The sequence below is a fragment of the Micromonospora sp. NPDC049049 genome (assembly GCF_040649115.1).
Classification (GTDB): Bacteria; Actinomycetota; Actinomycetes; order Mycobacteriales; family Micromonosporaceae; genus Micromonospora.
In genome coordinates this window covers 1-16,074 of the sequence record NZ_JBEZEX010000038.1, presented here as the reverse complement: position 1 = coordinate 16,074, position 16,074 = coordinate 1, and the positions used below count along the sequence as shown (strand labels likewise).

Sequence of the window (16,074 nt, the reverse complement as noted above, 5' to 3'; positions counted from 1 at the left end):
GCCGTACGTCCGATCGGCGCGCAATGCCCGTTGGCGGACTTCCTGTCCGGTCCGGAGCCTACTGCCCGTTCTCACGCTCCGCGCGACGGTTGGGCCGGACGTCGGCGCGGGCGTTGCGCCCGGCGCGGGATTTCATCTAGCGTTGAGTTCAACAGGTGATGAGTTTCTGTGGAGGTGCGTGATGGACGATGCGATAGCCGTCCGAGACCTGGTCGTGGACCGGGGTGGGCGGCGGGTGCTGGACGGCATCAGCTGCCGGGTCCCGCGCGGCGCGGTCACCGGGCTGCTCGGCCCCAGTGGCAGTGGCAAGACCACGTTCATGCGGGCGGTGGTCGGGGTGCAGCTGGTCAGTGGCGGGACGGTCACCGTGCTCGGTCAACCGGCGGGCACCCCCGCGCTGCGGCACCGGGTGGGCTACCTGACCCAGGCACCGAGCGTCTACGCCGACCTGACCGTCCGGGAGAACGCCCGCTACTTCGCGGCCCTGTACGGGCGAGGGCGCGCCGAGGCCGACCGGGCGATCAGCGACGTCGGGCTGGCCGAGGCCGCCGGTCAACTGGTCGCCACCCTCTCCGGTGGTCAACGCAGCCGAGCCTCGCTGGCGTGTGCCCTGGTCGGGGAGCCGGAGCTGGTCATCCTCGACGAGCCGACCGTCGGCCAGGACCCGGTGCTGCGGGCCGATCTGTGGGCCCGGTTCCACGCGATGGCCGCCGCCGGCACCACCCTGCTGGTGTCCAGCCACGTGATGGACGAGGCGGCACGCTGCGACCAACTGCTGCTGATCCGCCAGGGGCGGTTGATCGCCGACGACAGTCCCGCCGCGATCCGCGCCGCCGCCGGTGTGGACGACCTCGACGAGGCGTTCCTGCGGCTTATCCGGGCGGGCGAGGCCGCCTCCACCAGCACCGACGCGGCAGCCGCACGGGAGACAGCATGAACGCGCGAATTCTCGCCGCCACCACCGGGCGCATCCTCCGTCAGCTCCGGCACGACCGGCGGACCATCGCGCTGCTCGTGGTGGTGCCGGCCGTCCTGCTCACCCTGGTCTACTTCATGTACGCCGACCAACCGACCCCGCCCGGCCAACCCACCACCTTCGACCGGATCGCGCTGGTGATGCTCGGCATCTTCCCCTTCGTGATCATGTTTCTGGTGACCAGCATCGCCATGTTGCGGGAACGCACCTCGGGCACGCTGGAGCGGCTGCTCACCACGCCGCTGGGCAAGCTCGATCTGCTCTTCGGGTACGGCATCGCGTTCGGGCTGGCCGCCGCCGTGCAGGCCGCCGTCGCCGCCGCGGTGGCGTACTGGATCTTCGATCTGGAGACCGCCGGCAGCATCGGGCTGGTACTCGGGATCGCCGTGCTCGACGCCGTGCTCGGCGTCGCCCTCGGGCTGCTCTGCAGTGCCTTCGCGCGCACCGAGTTCCAAGCAGTACAGTTCCTGCCAGTCGTGGTGGTCCCCCAACTGCTGCTCTGCGGGCTGTTCGTGGCCCGTGACCAGATGGCCGGCTGGCTCCAGGCGCTCAGCGACGCCTTCCCCCTGTCGTACGCCATCGAGGCGTTGCAGGAGGTCGGCGCCCACGCCGAACCGACCGGCCGGATGTGGCGCGACGTCGCCGTGGTTCTCGGCGCGGTGGTGCTGGCGCTGGTGCTCGCGGCGGCCACCCTGCGCCGACGCAGCGGCTGACCGCCAGCGCCGGGGGGCGGCGGCCGGCGCGGCAGCCGACCCCGGCGTGGCCGGGCCGGCACGACGGGCCGAGGCGGACGAACGAAGGGCGGCGATGACGCGGCGGACCGGCCGGCGACCCGGCAACCCGGGCACCCGGGAGGCGATTCTCGACGCGGCGCGGACGGCGTTCGCCGAACGTGGTTACGACGCCGCCTCGATCCGGGGCATCGCCGGCACGGCGCAGGTCGACCCGGCGCTCGTGCACCACTACTTCGGCAGCAAGGACCAGCTCTTCCTTGCCGCGATGAACTTTCCGGTCGACCCCGGTCAGCTGGTGCCGAGGGTGCTCGCCGGCGACCGGGACGCCGTCGGTGAGCGGATGGTGCGCATCTTCCTCGGCGTCTGGGACTCCCCGGCCGGCAGCGCCGCACAGGCGTTGCTGCGCTCCGCGGTGAGCAACGAGTGGACTGCTCGACTGCTGCGCGAATTCGTCACCACCCAGGTGCTGCGTCGGGTGTTGGAGAATCTCGACGTCGACCCGGTCGAGCTACCGCTGCGGGGCTCCCTGGTGGCCACCCAGATGATCGGCCTGGCCATGATGCGGCACGTGGTGCGCCTTGAGCCGGTCGCCTCGGCGGACCCGGAAACCCTGGTGGCCGCGATCGGCCCCACGATCCAGCGCTACCTCACCGGCCCGCTGCCAACCTGACCCGACAACGCCCCGCTCAACCTCGAACACCCCCGCGATCTTGCACTTTCTGTCCCGACCAAAGGGACACACCACGCGTAACGACAACCCAAACTGCAAGATCGGCGCGAGCCTGGGGTGGGGCGCGGGTGCGGAGGGCGGGGCGGTTAGTGCGGGGGGCGGGCGTTGACGGTTGGTTGTAGCGGTGGGAGCAGCTGCGGCAGGTCGGCTGGGTCGGTCACCGGGCCCGGGAAGGCCAGCCGGACCCGACGCCGGGCGCCGGGTCGGCCGAGGGCCACCACCAGCCCGTAGCGGTCGATGCGCACCACCCGGGGCGGCCCGTCCGGGGTCTGCTCGGTCAACCCGAGCTGCTGGCGCAGGTACTCCGTCACCTGGGCGCCGTGGCACTCGGCGAGGTCGGCGAGCAGCCGGGCCTCGACCGGGTGCACCGGGTCCGGCTCGGCCTCGGCGTACTCCACCGGGTCGATCCGGTGCACGACGCCGGCCCGCTCCCAGCGAACCTCGACCACCTCGAAGCGGAACAGCCGGAACCGGGTGCCCAGGTCGAGCAGGTCGCCGGTCGGCTCGACCGCGGCGAACTCGACCGCCGCGTGGCGGGCCTCGTCACCGCGCAGCTCGGCCGCCCAGCCGGACACCCAGGCGCGACCCAGGCCGGGCGCACCGGCGGCGGGCGGCAGGTCGAGCACGTCGAGCACGACAGCGACGTCGCTGCCCCCGGCGGCCGGTTGCAGGGCGGCGGCCAGGTGGCTGGCCACCGGCACCAGCAGCAGCACCCGCCCGTCCGAGTCGGTGACGTGCCGGGCGTGGTGCGGGCCCGGCCGGTGGGCCAGGTGCACGAGGCCGGGCAGGCGGCCGGCGACGAGGGTACGAACGATCTCGGCGGAGTTGGGCCGCATGGGCGCGACCTCCTTCGAAGGTTAGGCTTACCTAAGCCGGAGCCTAGAGCACCCGCCCGCCTGCGTCCACCACACCGCCGCACCTCACCGGGTCTGCTCCAGCCAGGAGGCGTAGAGCAGGCCGTACACCGAGTCGGCGTCACGAACCAGCTCGTCGTGCGGGCCGCGCTGCACCACCCGACCCCGGTCCACCACGATCACCTCGTCGGCAGACTGCGCCGTGGAGAGCCGGTGCGCGATGGCCAGAGTGGTCCGACCCCGGGTCACCGCGTCCAGCGTCCGTTGCAGCCGCACCTCGGTCGCCGGGTCCACCGCGCTGGTCGCCTCGTCGAGCACCAGCAGGTCCGGGTCGGCCACGTACGCGCGGGCCAAAGCGACAAGCTGCCGCTCCCCGACGCTGAGCGCCTCACCGCGCTCCCCGACCGGGGTGTCCAGGCCCGCCGGCAGACCCTCCAGCCAGTCCGACAGGCCCAGCTCGGTGAAGGCGGCGCTCAACTGCTCGTCGGTCAACTCTGGACGGGCGAACCGAACGTTGTCCCCCACCGTCGCGTCGAAGAGGAACCCGTCCTGCGGCACCATCACCACACGGGAGCGCAGCGAGCCGAACCGGACGTCGGTCAGCGGCACCCCGGACAACAGCACCGCCCCGGCCGACGGGTCCATCAGCCGGGTCAGCAACTTGGCGAACGTGGTCTTGCCGCTGCCGGTCTCACCGACCACCGCCACCCGACTCTTCGCCGGGATCTCCAAATCGATGTCGTGCAGCACCGGCGGACCACCCGGATAGGCGAACCGCACACCGGCGAACCGGATGTCCAGCGGCCCGCCCGGCAGCTCCCGCCCCTGCTCCCCCGGGTCAGCCACGTCCGGGGCGACGTCCAGCACGTCCAGCACCCGACGCCACCCGGCGATCGCGTTCTGCGCCTCGTTGAGCACCTCGGTGGCGATCTGCACCGGCTGGATGAAGAGCGTCACCAGGAAGAGGAACGCCGTCAGCTGGCCGATCGACAGCGTGCCGTCCACCCCTAGCAGCACGCCGAGCACCACCACGCCGGCCAGCGCCAACCCTGCCGCCAACTCCCCGACCGAGCTGCCCACGATGCTGATCCGGATCGCCCGCTGCTGGGCCAGCCGCTGGCTGTCGATCGCCTCGTCCAACCGTCGCTCGGTGCGCCCGGCGATCCCGTACGCCCGGATCACCGGCGCGCCCACCACGCTCTCGCCGATCGCGCCGAGCAACGTCCCGGTGCGTTGACGCACCGTCGCGTACGCGCCGCCGAGGCGACGTTGCAACTGCCGGATGACGAACACCGCCGGCAGGAACGCGGCCAGCACCACAAGTGTCAACTGCCAGGAGTACGCCAGCATGACGGCTGTGGTGACCACCAGCTGACCGAGGTTGACCAGCAGGATCACCCCGCCCCACTGGAGGAACTGGGTGATCTGGTCCACGTCGCTGGTGACCCGCGAGACCAGCGAACCGCGTCGCTCCGACTGCTGGTGCAGCATCGACAGGTCGTGCACGTGGCGGAACGCGCGCGTCCGGACGTTGGCCAGCGCCGTCTCGCTGACAGTGAACAGCCGGCGCATCATCAGGTAGCCGCAGATCGTGGTGACCGTCAGGATCGCCGCGGTGACGGCCACCACCGTCCACACCACGTTCAGGTTCAGACCACCGACCAGGCCCCGGTCGATGCCCTGCTGCACGGCGACCGGCACGGCGACCCGACCCACCATGTAGACCAACGCCAGGGCCAACGTGCCGGCCAGACCGATCCGTAGCTCCGGGGAGAGCGCCAGGCCCCGACGCAGCGTCTGCCAGGTCGTCTCCTGCCGGGCCTCCGGCTCATCCTTGTTCACCGTTGACGTCACCGGGCACGCCTTTCGTTCGCGACTGCGGGGCTCCGCTTCGCTGCACTCCTCGCGCTCACCGGGCACGCCTTTCGTTCGCGACTACGGGGCTCCGCTTCGCTGCACTCCTCGCGCTCACCGGTCCACCTCGATCTCCAGGCCCGACGGCAGCGGCGCCACGTCGTCGCCGTAGGAACTTTCCTGTGCCCGCTCCACCTCGGCCTGCTCGTAGGCGGTGACCAGGTCGACGTAGCCGGGCACGGTGGCCAACAACTCGCTGTGGGTGCCCCGGGCGACCACCCGTCCCTGCTCCACGTAGATGACCTCGTCGGCGAGCGCGATGGTGGCCCGGCGGTACGCCACCACCAGGATCGACGCGGCGGGAACGCCCGTCTGCGTGGTCGAGGACCGCAGCCCTGCCAGGATGGCCGCCTCCACTCGCGGGTCGACAGCGCTCGTCGCGTCGTCGAGCACCAGCAGGCGCGGTCGACCGGCCAGTGCGCGGGCCAGGGTGAGCCGCTGCCGCTGACCGCCGGAGAGCGAGGTGCCCCGCTCGCCGACCATGGTGTCCAGACCGTCGGGCAGCGCGGCGACGAAACCGTCCGCCTCGGCCAGCCGCAGCGCCGCCCAGACCACCTCGTCGTCGACACCGGGACGGTCGAGGGCGATGTTGGCGCGGACCGTGTCGTCGAAGATGAAGGGCACCTGGGCGACCAGGGCCACAGTGCCGGCCAACGACGCGGAGGTCAGATCGCGCACGTCCACGCCGTCCAGGCTGACGGTGCCGGAGTCCGGGTCGACGAGACGCACCGCCAGCGATGCGATGGTGGACTTGCCGGCGCCGGTGGGCCCCACCAGGGCCACCGTCCGACCGGACGGCACCGTGAAGCCGACTTCGCCGAGGACCTGCGCTCCGGGCGGGTGCGCTTCGGCCGGCGGGTAGGAGTAGTGCACGTCGGTGAAGGTGAGGGTGGCCGGGCCGGCGCCGTCCGGGTCGAGCACCCGCTGCCCGTACGGCATCTCGCCGGTCGCGTCGAGCACCCGGCGCACCCGGTCCCAGCCGGCGACGCTGCGCGGCAGCTCGGCCAGCACCCAACCGATGGCCCGCACCGGGAAGGCCAGCACGGTGAAGAGGAAGGCCACGCTGACCAGCTCGGTCACGCTGATCGCGCCCTGGCGCAACCGGAACGCCCCGACCACCAGTACGGCCAGGGTGCCGAGGCTGGGCAGCGTCTCCAGCAGCGGGTCGAAGATGCCGCGCAGCCGGCCGACCGCGATCAGCGAGTCACGCAGCTCGCCGGCGCGGCCCGCGAACCGGGCGGTCTCCTGGGCCTCGCGGCCCATCGTCTTGACCACCAGGGCACCGTCGAAGCTCTCGTGGGCGATGCCACTGACCTCGGCGCGCAGGCGCTGTGCCCGGGCCTGCCGGGGGGCCATCCGCCGGGAGTAGACGACGTTGAGCGCGAACAGGGCGGGGAAGACCGCGAGCCCGACCAGGGCGAGCGCCCAGTCGGTGGCGAAGAGCGACACGATCGCGCCGACCAGCATCACCAACGTGCCGACGGCGAACGGCAGCGGCGCGATCGGGTACCAGGCCGCCTCCACGTCGGAGTTGGCGTTGGACAGCAGGGTGCCGGTGGAGTTGCGGTGGTGCCAGGACAGCGGCAGCTCCAGGTACCGACGGGTCACCCTGCGGCGGTAGGAGGCCTGGAGGCGGTACTGCATGTAGCCGGCGCCGAGCCGGCGGCCGACGATGCCCGCCACCCGCAGCACGCTGATCCCGAACAACGCGGCCGCGGCCAGCGCCAGGGCGCCGGCGCCCACCTCGCCGCGTTCGATGGCCGGAAGCGCCACCTCACCGATGACCGACCCGACGACCCGGGCGCTGACAATGATCATCCCGCCGAAGAGCACGCTGCCGACGACCGCCACCGAAAAGATCCGCGGCTGCTCACGGATCGCCTGCCGCAGGACGCCCAGCCCTCGACTGAGAACGTCCCGACTTGTCTTGCTCGCCACGCTCTCCCCCGCCGTAAGCCGCAATTATCTCCCTCATCCTTACCGCTTGGGGCCAGTGCCGCCGACCCTGACTGCATATGTCGACCATCACGTACCGGACGGCGGCGTGCCGCAGGTGCCGACCGGCGTCCGCCGCCGCGCGCCGACGGTCCACCGGGCCTACGATCGGGCCATGCCGCGGTACGCCCGAGCCGAGCGCGAGGCGCTGGCCGATCTTCTACTGGCCCTCGGGCCGGACGCCCCTACTGTCAACGAGGGCTGGGCGACCCGCGACCTCGCCGCGCATCTGGTGCTGCGGGAGCGCCGTCCGGACGCGGCGGGTGGCATCGTGCTGCCGCCGCTGCGCGGCTATTCCGAGCGGGTCCGTCGACGACTCGCCGCACGGCCCTACCCCGAGTTGGTGGCACAGGTGCGCCGACCGCCGCTGTGGAGCCCGGTCAGCAATCCGCTGACCGACGAGGTGGCCAACACGATGGAGTTCTTCATCCATCACGAGGACGTGCGGCGGGCCGGCTCCGGGTGGCAGCCGCGCGATCTGTCCACCGGCCTACAGGGCGCTCTCTGGAAACGCGCGGCCCCGATGGCCCGGCTGGCACTGCGGCGTTTTCCCGCGGACCTCTACGTGCAGGCGCCCGGCCACGGGGAGGTCTCCCTCGGTCGCGGTGGGGAGCCACTGCGCCTGGTCGGGGCCCCGGCCGAGCTGGTGCTGTTCTTCTCCGGCCGACAACGGGTGGCCCGGGTCCAGCTGAACGGCTCGGCGGAGGCGGCTCGGCGACTGCGGTCCGCCGACCTGGGAATGTGACTGCCTGTACGTAAACGGTCACCAAGCGAGTGTGGAGTTTCCCACACCCAGCGAAACATGCAGATACTTCCTCCCGTACGCTTCACCGCGCCGCTCCGCGCCGGGCGGCACGGAGTGGGGGCTCACTGTGCGGGACTTCGCGATCTCGGCGCTACGGGAGCCCCCGTTTCCCACGGGACGCCACGGGGCCACCGACCAGGTAGCGGGCGAGAGCATCGACTGGGCGCGCACGTTCGGGCTGGTCGATTCCAGCCAACGGGCGCACCGCCTGGAACGGGCCGACGCCGCCGGACTGGCCGGCCGCGCCTGCCTGGACGGCTCGGTGGAGGGCCTGCGGCTGCTCACTGACCTGATCAGCTGGCTCTTCGTCATGGACGACGCCTGCGACGAGGACGGCCTCGGTGCCGACCCGGTCCGGCTGGGGCCGGCGATCAGCACACTGCTCGACGTGCTGGACCGGTGTGGTGACCCGTACGTCGCACCGCCCGCCGTCGGGCCACTGGGTGACGCGCTGCACGACCTCTGCCGCCGGACCCGACTGTACGATCACGCCGGGCTGCTGCTGCGGTTCGTCAGCCAGATGCGCGAGTACCTGTTGGCGCTGCTCTGGGAGGCGGGCAACCGGGAGCGTGGGCGGGTACCCGAGGTGGCGGAGTACGTGCAGCTACGCCGGCACATCGGGGGCGTGCATCCCTGCCTCACCCTGACCGACCTGGCGTCGACGCGGCCCACCGGGCCGACCCAGCGCGCCAACCCGGGGCTGGTTGCCCTGGACCTGCTGGCGGTGGACCTGGTCTGCTGGTGCAACGACCTCTTCTCCTACGGCAAGGAGAGCCAGGCCGGCCCGGACGCGCACAACCTCGTCACGGTGCTCGCCCAGGGCAGCGACGCGGACGAGATGACGGCGCTCCGGAGTGCGGCACACCGGTTCAACCAGGGCTTGGCGACGTACCTGGACGCGGAGGAGGCGCTGCGGACCACCGACGACGACGGGATCCGCGACGCCCTGGCCGCTCGGCGCAACTGGGTCCGGGCCACCTACGACTGGTCAGTGGTGGCTGCCCGGTACGCCTGATCGGCCGTACCGGTTGGTGAGATGGGCCGGCCGGACGATCACCAGGGCTAGCCGATGCACGGTGACAGGCAATACTGTTCGGTAACCATCATGACGTGACGACCGTCACGCCACCACCCCCGAAGGCGGCTACAGCGATGGCTCTCGATGTACCGTACCGCTCCATCCCGGACATGTTCCTCAAGCGTGTGGCGGCCACCCCCGACCGGCACGCGTTCGCGTCCCCGAACCCCGACGACTCGGGGCCTGCCTGGCTGACCTGGGCTCAGGTCGGTCAGCGCGCCAAGGCGGTCGCCGCCGGCCTGCACGGCCTGGGCGTCGGCCAGGAGGACCCGGTCGCGATCCTCGCCAACACCCGGCTGGAGTGGGTGATCGCCGACCTCGGCATCATGTGTGCCGGCGGCGCGACCACCACCGTCTACCCGACCACCGAGCCGGCCGACGCGACGTACATCATCGCCGACTCCGGGTCGAAGGTGCTGTTCGCGGAGAACCCGGCCCAGGCGGCGAAGATCGCCGGGGCGACCCTGCCCGCGCTCACCCACGTGGTGCTTCTCGACGGCGCCGCCGACCCGGACGCCGCTGTCGCGCAGTTGACGCTCGCCGACCTGGAGGAGCGCGGCACCCAGGCGCTGGCCGCCGAGCCGGAGCTGATCGACATGCTGGTGGCCGGCATCGGCCCGGACCACCTGGCCACCTTGATCTACACCTCCGGCACCACCGGCCAGCCCAAGGGCGTCGAGCTGCTGCACGGCGGCTGGTGCTGGGAGGCGGTGGCGCAGGCGGAGGTCGGGCTGCTGCGCGACGACGACCTGCAGTACCTGTGGCTGCCGCTGGCCCACTCGTTCGGCAAGACCCTGCTCTGCGGCGCCATCCACGTCGGCCTGCCCACCTACGTCGACGGGCGGGTGGACAAGCTGGTCGAGCTTCTCTCGGTCATCCGCCCGACGCTGATGTGCGGCGCTCCCCGGGTGTTCGAGAAGGTCTACAACAAGGCAGTGACCACCGCGCAGGGCGCCGGCGGCGCGAAGGCGAAGATCTTCGGCTGGGCCGTCGGCGTCGGCAAGGAGAAGATCGCCCTGGAGCAGGCCGGCAAGCCGGTGCCGGCCGGGTTGAAGGTGCGCTACGGGCTGGCCGAGAAGCTGGTGTTCAGCAAGCTCCAGGCCCGTCTGGGCGGCCGGATGCGGGTGCTGGTGTCCGGTGCCGCGCCGCTCAGCCCGGAGATCGCCACCTTCTTCGCCGCCGCGAACCTGCCGATCTCCGAGGGCTACGGCCTGACCGAGACCAGCGCGGGCAACTTCGTCAACCCGCCGGCCGGGCTGCGGATCGGCACCGTGGGCCGGGCCATGGGCGACCTGGAGTGCAAGATCGACACCGACGGGGAGATCCTGGTGCGGGGTCGGCCGGTGATGCGCGGCTACCACAACCTGCCGGAGGAGACCGCCGCCTCGTTCACCGAGGACGGCTTCTTCCGTACCGGTGACATCGGCACCCTGGACGAGCAGGGCTACCTCCGCATCACCGACCGCAAGAAGGACCTGGTCAAGACCTCGGGCGGCAAGTACATCGCCCCGTCGCACATCGAGGGCATGTTCAAGGCCATCTGCCCGTACACCTCGCAGGCAGTCGTTGTGGGTCAGGCCCGCAACTTCTGCACGATGCTCGTCACCCTGGACCCGGACGCCATCCGGGGCTGGGTCGCCGGCGGCCCGCTGGAGGGGCGCAGCTACACCGAGATCGTCGCGTCGGCTGAGGCCCAGACGATGGTCGAGGAGTACGTCGCCCAGCTCAACTCCAAGCTCAACCGCTGGGAGACCATCAAGAAGGTGGCCATTCTCCCGCGCGACCTGACGATCGAGGACGGCGAGATCACCCCGTCGTTGAAGATCAAGCGGCGTGGGGTGGAGAGCAACTTCGCCACCGAGATCGACAAGATGTACGCCGGCACCCTCGCCGAACTCTGAGCCGACCGAGGGTCCCGTGCCGGCGAGGAAGCCGGCACGGGACCCTCACAGGTGGTGACCCCGCCACCTCGTGTGCTCCTCCTCCGCGGCGAGCTGCTCCTCGAACGCCATCTGCCGGACCCCGGCCCGGCGCCGGGAGTCGACAACCGTCTGCGCCGCCACCGCCACCGCCGCGGCGAGGGCCAACATGGCCAAGGCGATCAGCTCGGGTAGCGACCCGGCAGCCGGCACCAGCGCAATCAGCAGCAGGATCCCGCCGATCGTGGGCCAGCGGGGGGCGCCGAGCATCCGCCGGCCGAGCACGATGAGCGCGAGCAGGTAGAGCGCGACCCCACCGTAGAGCGCCAGCAGGTCGAAGCTCGGCAGCGGAACGCCCCAGCTCGGTGTGGTGGGATCGGCGCCTTCGTGGATCAGCCCCTTGAGCCCGAGCGCGAACAGGATGACGCCGGCGATGACCGGCAGGTGCAGGTAGCTGTAGGCGTTCCGGGCCAGGATGGCGCGCGCGTCCGGGTCGCGGGTGCGGTGCAGGGTCTGTTCCATGCCGAGCGCCAGGGTGTCGAAGTACGCCCACCACATCGCGGCGGCCACCGCGATGCCGAGCACCGCGGCGATCAGCACCGGCCAGGTCAGCGGTAGACCAGTGGTTTCGCTGGGACTGAACCCGAGTGCGATGATGGCCTCGCCGAGGGCGATCAGGACGATCTGACCGTGCCGCTCCGCCCAGTGCCCGGCGGAGAGCACTGTCCACCCGGTGCCCCGCAGCGCGAGGCCGGCCCCGTACTCCACGCCGAGGGCCGCGAGCCAGCACAGCAGGCGGGCCACCGACTCGGCTGTTCCGTCGAAGAGCCGCTGCGGCAGCAGCCCGGCGACCACGATGAGGGCCGTGGCCACGATCGCCGGCAGGGCGAGCAGCTGCCAGCGTCGACGCACGTCGCGGTTCCGGCGGCCGATCCACAGGAAGATCACACTCTCGCTCACCCGGACGAGGAAGTAGCAGGTCGCGAAGACCAGCGGACCGAACAGCCCACCGGGACGGTCGGTGAACGCCTTCGGCAGACTCAGCGCCAGCACGAAGGCGGCGGCGATGGTGACGAAGCCGACCGCCGGGACGATCCCCTGGTCGGTACGGATCAGGTTGCCCAGCAGTGCGAACGCCGACCAGCACCACCAGAGCAGGGCCAGCAGCACCAGGCACTGGACCAGGCCACGGGCGGTCGGATTACCGGCGGTGGCCGTGGTGACGTGCAGGAACGCGAAGACGAAGACCAGGTCGTAGAAGAGTTCCAGCGGGGTCGCCCGCGAGCCCGGCGCACTGCGGCGGACCCCGCGTGTCCCGCTGTCCTGGCCCACCAGGGGAGTCTGGCAGCCGAGCTGGGGCGGATGGCGCATTCCCGGCATAATGGCGCCAGCGGATGCCGCTGGTGGTTCGGCGCTGGCTCAGGCGATGACAGACGGCTCGCGCCACCGCTGGCGGCCGGCCCGGTCCAGGTCGTAGCGGATCGCCGCGAGACGCCCGACGGCCTCCACGAGGTCCGCGGCGGGCAGGGTGAAGGGCAGCCGCAGGAAGCGCTCCAGGGTGCCGTCCAGCCCGAACCGGGGGCCAGGGGCCAGCCGTACGCCGACCTCCTCCGCGGCCCGGGCCAGCGCGCTCGATACCGGGCCGTCCAACTCGGCCCACAGCGTCACGCCACCGCGCGGCACGGTGACCCGCCACTCCGGCAGTTGGTGCGCCAGCGCGCCGAGCAGGGCGTCCCGCTGGACGGCCAACTGGACGCGGCGGTCGGCGACGATGGCCTCGGCGTGGGCGAGCAGGTGCACCGCGACCAGCTGGTCCAACACCGGGCTGGCCATGTCGACCCCGACCCGCACGGCGGCCAGCCGCTGCACCTGCGGCGCGGACGCGCGCACCCAGCCGATCCGCAGGCCACCCCAGTAGGGCTTGCTCATCCCGCCGATGCTGATCACCCGGCTGTGCCGGTCGTAGGTGGCGACCGGGGGTGGCACCTCGGTGCCGTCCATCGACAGGTCCACGAAGGACTCGTCGATGATCAGATCGGTGCCGACCGCGTGCGCGGCGGCCACCACGCGCTCGCGCAGCGAGGCGGGCATCAGGTGACCCGTCGGGTTCTGGAACTCGGGAATCAGGTAGGCGAGCTTGGGCCGGGTCTGTCGGAGAGTGCCCAGCAGCAGGTCGGGCTCCCAGCCGGCGTCGGCGGCCAGCCCGTGGGTGCTGATCCGGGCCCGACGGCCGGCCAGAGCGGCGAGGGCGTTGGGGTAGGTCGGGGACTCGACCAGCACGGTGCCGCCCGGGGTCAGGGCGAGCCGCAGCACCAGATCCAGTGCGTGCTGGGTGCCGCTGGTGACCATGATCTGGTCGGGCGAGGTGGGCAGACCCCGGGCGGTGTACGCGTCGGCCACCGCCTCGCGCAGCTCGATGACACCGGTCGGGTGGTAACCGGCCCCGCTCAGGTAGCGGGGCAGGTCCTCGGCGGCGGCCCGCGCGGCCGAGAGCAGTTGCGGCGGTGCGGCCAGCGCGGCGACGCCGAGGTCGAGCATCTCCCGGTCGTCCAGCGGGGTCCACAGGCCGGTGCTGGCCACCCGGTGGTTGCCGGGCAGCATCGTCCAACTGCCGGCGCCCCGCCGGCTGGCCAGGTGCCCGGTCTCGCGTAGCTGCCGGTAGGCGGCGGTCACCGTGGTCCGGCTGATCCGCAGCGCCTCGGCCAGCTCCCGTTCGGCCGGGAGGCGGACGCCCAGCGGCAGCCGGCCGTCGGCGAGGAGCCCGCGCACCGAGCCGGCCAGCGCGGCGTAGTCGGGGCTGCGGCGGCGGCCCGGCAGGGCATGCCACTGCCCGAGCAGACGGGCCAATTGGACACCGCGAACCTGCCCGCTCATAGCCACTCCTCGAATATTGGCATCTTCCTCGACGAGGATTGGCACCTAGGGTGGCACGCATGGCACTGCTTGGCAATCTGCGGCACCGGCCGGTTCGACGGTTGGTTCAGCTCTACCTCGGGCTCATTGTCTACGGCGTCAGCATGGCCCTGATGATCCGCTCCGGCCTGGGCCTCGACCCGTGGGACGTGTTCCACCAGGGGCTCTCCAAGCGGACCGGGCTCTCCTTCGGCACTGTCACCATCGCCGTCGGTGCGCTGGTCCTGCTGCTCTGGATCCCGCTGCGGCAGCGCCCCGGCCTCGGCACGGTCAGCAACGTCGTGGTGATCGGCCTGGTCGTGGACGCCACACTGGTCCTGCTGCCCGCGGGCGGGCCGCTCGGCGTCCGGATCGCGATGCTGGTCAGCGGGATCGTCGCCAACGGCGCCGCCACCGCTCTCTACCTCGGCGCCCGGTTGGGCCCCGGCCCCCGCGACGGTCTGATGACCGGGTACGTGGCCCGCCGACCCGGCCTGTCGATCCGACTGGTGCGTACCGTCATCGAGGTCACAGTGCTGGCGCTGGGCTGGCTGCTCGGCGGCACCGTCGGTCTGGGGACCGTCGCGTACGCACTGGCCATCGGTCCGTTGGCCCAGTTCTTCATCCCGCTGTTCGCCGTGCCGGAGGCCGCCGCACCGGTCACTGTCGCGCCCCCGCCGGGCGACTCCGCGCCGGCCGCCCCGGCCGGCTGAACCCTCACCGACCGTCCGCAAACCGGTACGTGGGGGTGGTACCGCGCACCGGTTCGCGGGTGGGTGTTCCCTTCCGCGACGCGCGCCGTCATCATCTGTGCATGGGGGAGAACGGTTGGCGCTGGAACGACGCCTGGATCTTCGTGTCGCTCGTCATCGCGAGCGGCGCCGGACGGCACCGTCGGTCGGCGACAAGCCGGCGGCCGGAGGGCGTCCGCCTGACCGACGTGCTCTCCACAGCCGACCACCTCAACCATGCGATTCCGCAGCGACACGAGGTGGAGGCCGCGGTCCAGCGGCTGGTCGGCGCCGGGCTGGTCAGCGTCGCCGACGGCTGGTTCCGGATCACCGCCGAGGGTGAGCAGCTGTGGCGTACCCGCCCCCGTGCGGGTGTAGCGACCACAGTGGACACCGTGCAGGGTGTGTTGACCCGCCGGCACGCGCCCGGCAGCGCGGACTGGATCCTGGACGAGGCCGACCACGCGGCCGCCGTCCAGGAGTACGCGGTCCGTTCGATTCCCACCCCGCGTCGGTCACCGGAGGGGCACTCCGGCGAGCGCTGAGCTGCTCAGCGCACCGGGTGGCCGCCGAGGCGCAGCGCGTCCTTGACCTCGGCGACGGTCAGCTCTCCGAAGTGGAAGACGCTGGCGGCGAGCACCGCGTCCGCGCCGGCGCCGATCGCCGGCGGAAAGTGGGCCACCTCACCGGCGCCCCCGCTGGCCACCACCGGCACGTCCACCACCGCGCGCACCGCGGCGATCAGTTCCAGGTCGAAGCCCGCCTTGGTGCCGTCGGCGTCCATCGAGTTGAGCAGGATCTCCCCCGCGCCCAACTCGGCGCCCCGGTGCGCCCACCACACGGCGTCGATGCCGGTGCCACGCCGACCCCCGTGGGTGGTGACCTCGAAGCCGCTGGGCGTGCCGCCGTTCGGCGACCGCCGCACGTCGAGGGAGAGCACGAGCACCTGCCTGCCGAACCGGTCGGCGATCTCGGCGAGCAGCTCCGGACGGGCGATGGCGGCGGTGTTCACGCCGACCTTGTCCGCACCGGCGCGCAGCAGCGTGTCCACGTCGGCGACCTGCCGGACGCCGCCGCCGACGGTCAGCGGGATGAACACCGACTCGGCGGTGCGGCGCACCACGTCGAGCATGGTGCCCCGGTCGCTGGAGGACGCCGTGACGTCGAGGAAGGTCAACTCGTCCGCGCCGGCACGGTCGTACGCGGCGGCCAGCTCCACCGGGTCGCCGGCGTCACGCAGGTCGAGGAAGTTGACCCCCTTGACCACCCGCCCGGCGTCCACGTCGAGACAGGGGATCACCCGTACCGCCACCGTCATGCCGCGAGCCTATCCTCCGCACGCGGCACGGCGGTCGCTGCCGCAGGTCGTCCAGCTCGGTCCGGTACGCGCCGAACTTCGACGACCCGCTCTCCGGGTCGTCCGGCGGCGGGGTCGCGCCGCGCGGC

14 protein-coding genes are annotated in these 16,074 nt (G+C 72.1%); 8 read left to right on the top strand and 6 right to left on the bottom strand.

What is annotated here, in order from left to right; genetic code table 11:
- The first annotated feature begins 181 nt into the window (after positions 1 to 181).
- The 3 genes from AB0B68_RS28180 to AB0B68_RS28170 all read left to right on the top strand — a co-directional run bounded on the left by AB0B68_RS28180 (position 182) and on the right by AB0B68_RS28170 (position 2,380).
- Positions 182 to 937 (top strand): ABC transporter ATP-binding protein, encoded by a 756-nt coding sequence (locus tag AB0B68_RS28180; RefSeq protein WP_357263867.1) that lies wholly within the window; start codon positions 182 to 184, stop codon positions 935 to 937.
- Positions 934 to 1,689, top strand: coding sequence for an ABC transporter permease (locus AB0B68_RS28175; RefSeq protein ID WP_357196970.1), 756 nt, complete (start codon positions 934 to 936; stop codon positions 1,687 to 1,689). Before AB0B68_RS28180 ends, AB0B68_RS28175 begins: the two co-directional genes overlap by 4 nt.
- 94 nt (positions 1,690 to 1,783) lie before the next feature.
- Positions 1,784 to 2,380 (top strand): TetR family transcriptional regulator, encoded by a 597-nt coding sequence (locus AB0B68_RS28170; protein ID WP_357196967.1) that lies wholly within the window; start codon positions 1,784 to 1,786, stop codon positions 2,378 to 2,380.
- 146 nt (positions 2,381 to 2,526) lie between these two features.
- Here the strand turns inward: AB0B68_RS28170 and AB0B68_RS28165 are convergent, their stop codons facing one another.
- The 3 genes from AB0B68_RS28165 to AB0B68_RS28155 all read right to left on the bottom strand — a co-directional run bounded on the left by AB0B68_RS28165 (position 2,527) and on the right by AB0B68_RS28155 (position 7,146).
- Complete coding sequence (locus AB0B68_RS28165) at positions 2,527 to 3,276, bottom strand: DUF2470 domain-containing protein (RefSeq protein ID WP_357196964.1); 750 nt, start codon at positions 3,274 to 3,276, stop codon at positions 2,527 to 2,529.
- 84 nt (positions 3,277 to 3,360) lie between these two features.
- A complete protein-coding gene (locus tag AB0B68_RS28160; RefSeq protein WP_357263864.1) occupies positions 3,361 to 5,148 on the bottom strand; it encodes an ABC transporter ATP-binding protein in 1,788 nt (595 codons plus the stop codon).
- Positions 5,149 to 5,262: 114 nt separating this feature from the next.
- A complete protein-coding gene (locus AB0B68_RS28155; protein ID WP_357263861.1) occupies positions 5,263 to 7,146 on the bottom strand; it encodes an ABC transporter ATP-binding protein in 1,884 nt (627 codons plus the stop codon).
- Positions 7,147 to 7,318: 172 nt separating this feature from the next.
- On the opposite strand from AB0B68_RS28155, the gene AB0B68_RS28150 reads away from it, so the two are divergent.
- The 3 genes from AB0B68_RS28150 (at position 7,319) to AB0B68_RS28140 (ending at position 10,987) form a co-directional block, all read left to right on the top strand.
- Positions 7,319 to 7,948 carry a TIGR03085 family metal-binding protein gene (locus AB0B68_RS28150; RefSeq protein WP_357196955.1) on the top strand — a complete coding sequence of 210 codons (630 nt, stop codon included), beginning with the start codon at positions 7,319 to 7,321 and terminating at the stop codon, positions 7,946 to 7,948.
- A 127-nt stretch (positions 7,949 to 8,075) separates the two neighbouring features.
- Positions 8,076 to 9,023 carry a terpene synthase gene (locus AB0B68_RS28145; RefSeq protein WP_357196952.1) on the top strand — a complete coding sequence of 316 codons (948 nt, stop codon included), beginning with the start codon at positions 8,076 to 8,078 and terminating at the stop codon, positions 9,021 to 9,023.
- A gap of 137 nt (positions 9,024 to 9,160) precedes the next feature.
- On the top strand, positions 9,161 to 10,987 hold the full coding sequence (locus tag AB0B68_RS28140; protein ID WP_357196949.1) for a long-chain fatty acid--CoA ligase: 1,827 nt from the start codon (positions 9,161 to 9,163) through the stop codon (positions 10,985 to 10,987).
- Positions 10,988 to 11,032: 45 nt separating this feature from the next.
- Here the strand turns inward: AB0B68_RS28140 and AB0B68_RS28135 are convergent, their stop codons facing one another.
- Together AB0B68_RS28135 and AB0B68_RS28130 are read right to left on the bottom strand one after the other, a co-directional pair.
- Positions 11,033 to 12,376: a low temperature requirement protein A gene (locus AB0B68_RS28135; protein ID WP_357263858.1), complete on the bottom strand. Its 1,344-nt coding sequence runs from the start codon at positions 12,374 to 12,376 to the stop codon at positions 11,033 to 11,035.
- A gap of 48 nt (positions 12,377 to 12,424) precedes the next feature.
- Positions 12,425 to 13,879 (bottom strand): PLP-dependent aminotransferase family protein, encoded by a 1,455-nt coding sequence (locus AB0B68_RS28130; RefSeq protein WP_357263855.1) that lies wholly within the window; start codon positions 13,877 to 13,879, stop codon positions 12,425 to 12,427.
- Positions 13,880 to 13,938: 59 nt separating this feature from the next.
- On the opposite strand from AB0B68_RS28130, the gene AB0B68_RS28125 reads away from it, so the two are divergent.
- Both AB0B68_RS28125 and AB0B68_RS28120 read left to right on the top strand, forming a co-directional pair.
- A complete protein-coding gene (locus AB0B68_RS28125) occupies positions 13,939 to 14,610 on the top strand; it encodes a hypothetical protein (protein ID WP_357196940.1) in 672 nt (223 codons plus the stop codon).
- Between the two features lie 101 nt (positions 14,611 to 14,711).
- Positions 14,712 to 15,173 (top strand): hypothetical protein, encoded by a 462-nt coding sequence (locus tag AB0B68_RS28120; RefSeq protein WP_357196937.1) that lies wholly within the window; start codon positions 14,712 to 14,714, stop codon positions 15,171 to 15,173.
- Between the two features lie 5 nt (positions 15,174 to 15,178).
- On the opposite strand, the gene hisF is transcribed toward AB0B68_RS28120, so the two are convergent.
- Entirely contained in the window at positions 15,179 to 15,946 is a 768-nt protein-coding gene (hisF, locus tag AB0B68_RS28115) for an imidazole glycerol phosphate synthase subunit HisF (RefSeq protein WP_357196935.1), read from the bottom strand.
- Between the last annotated feature and the right edge of the window lie 128 nt (positions 15,947 to 16,074).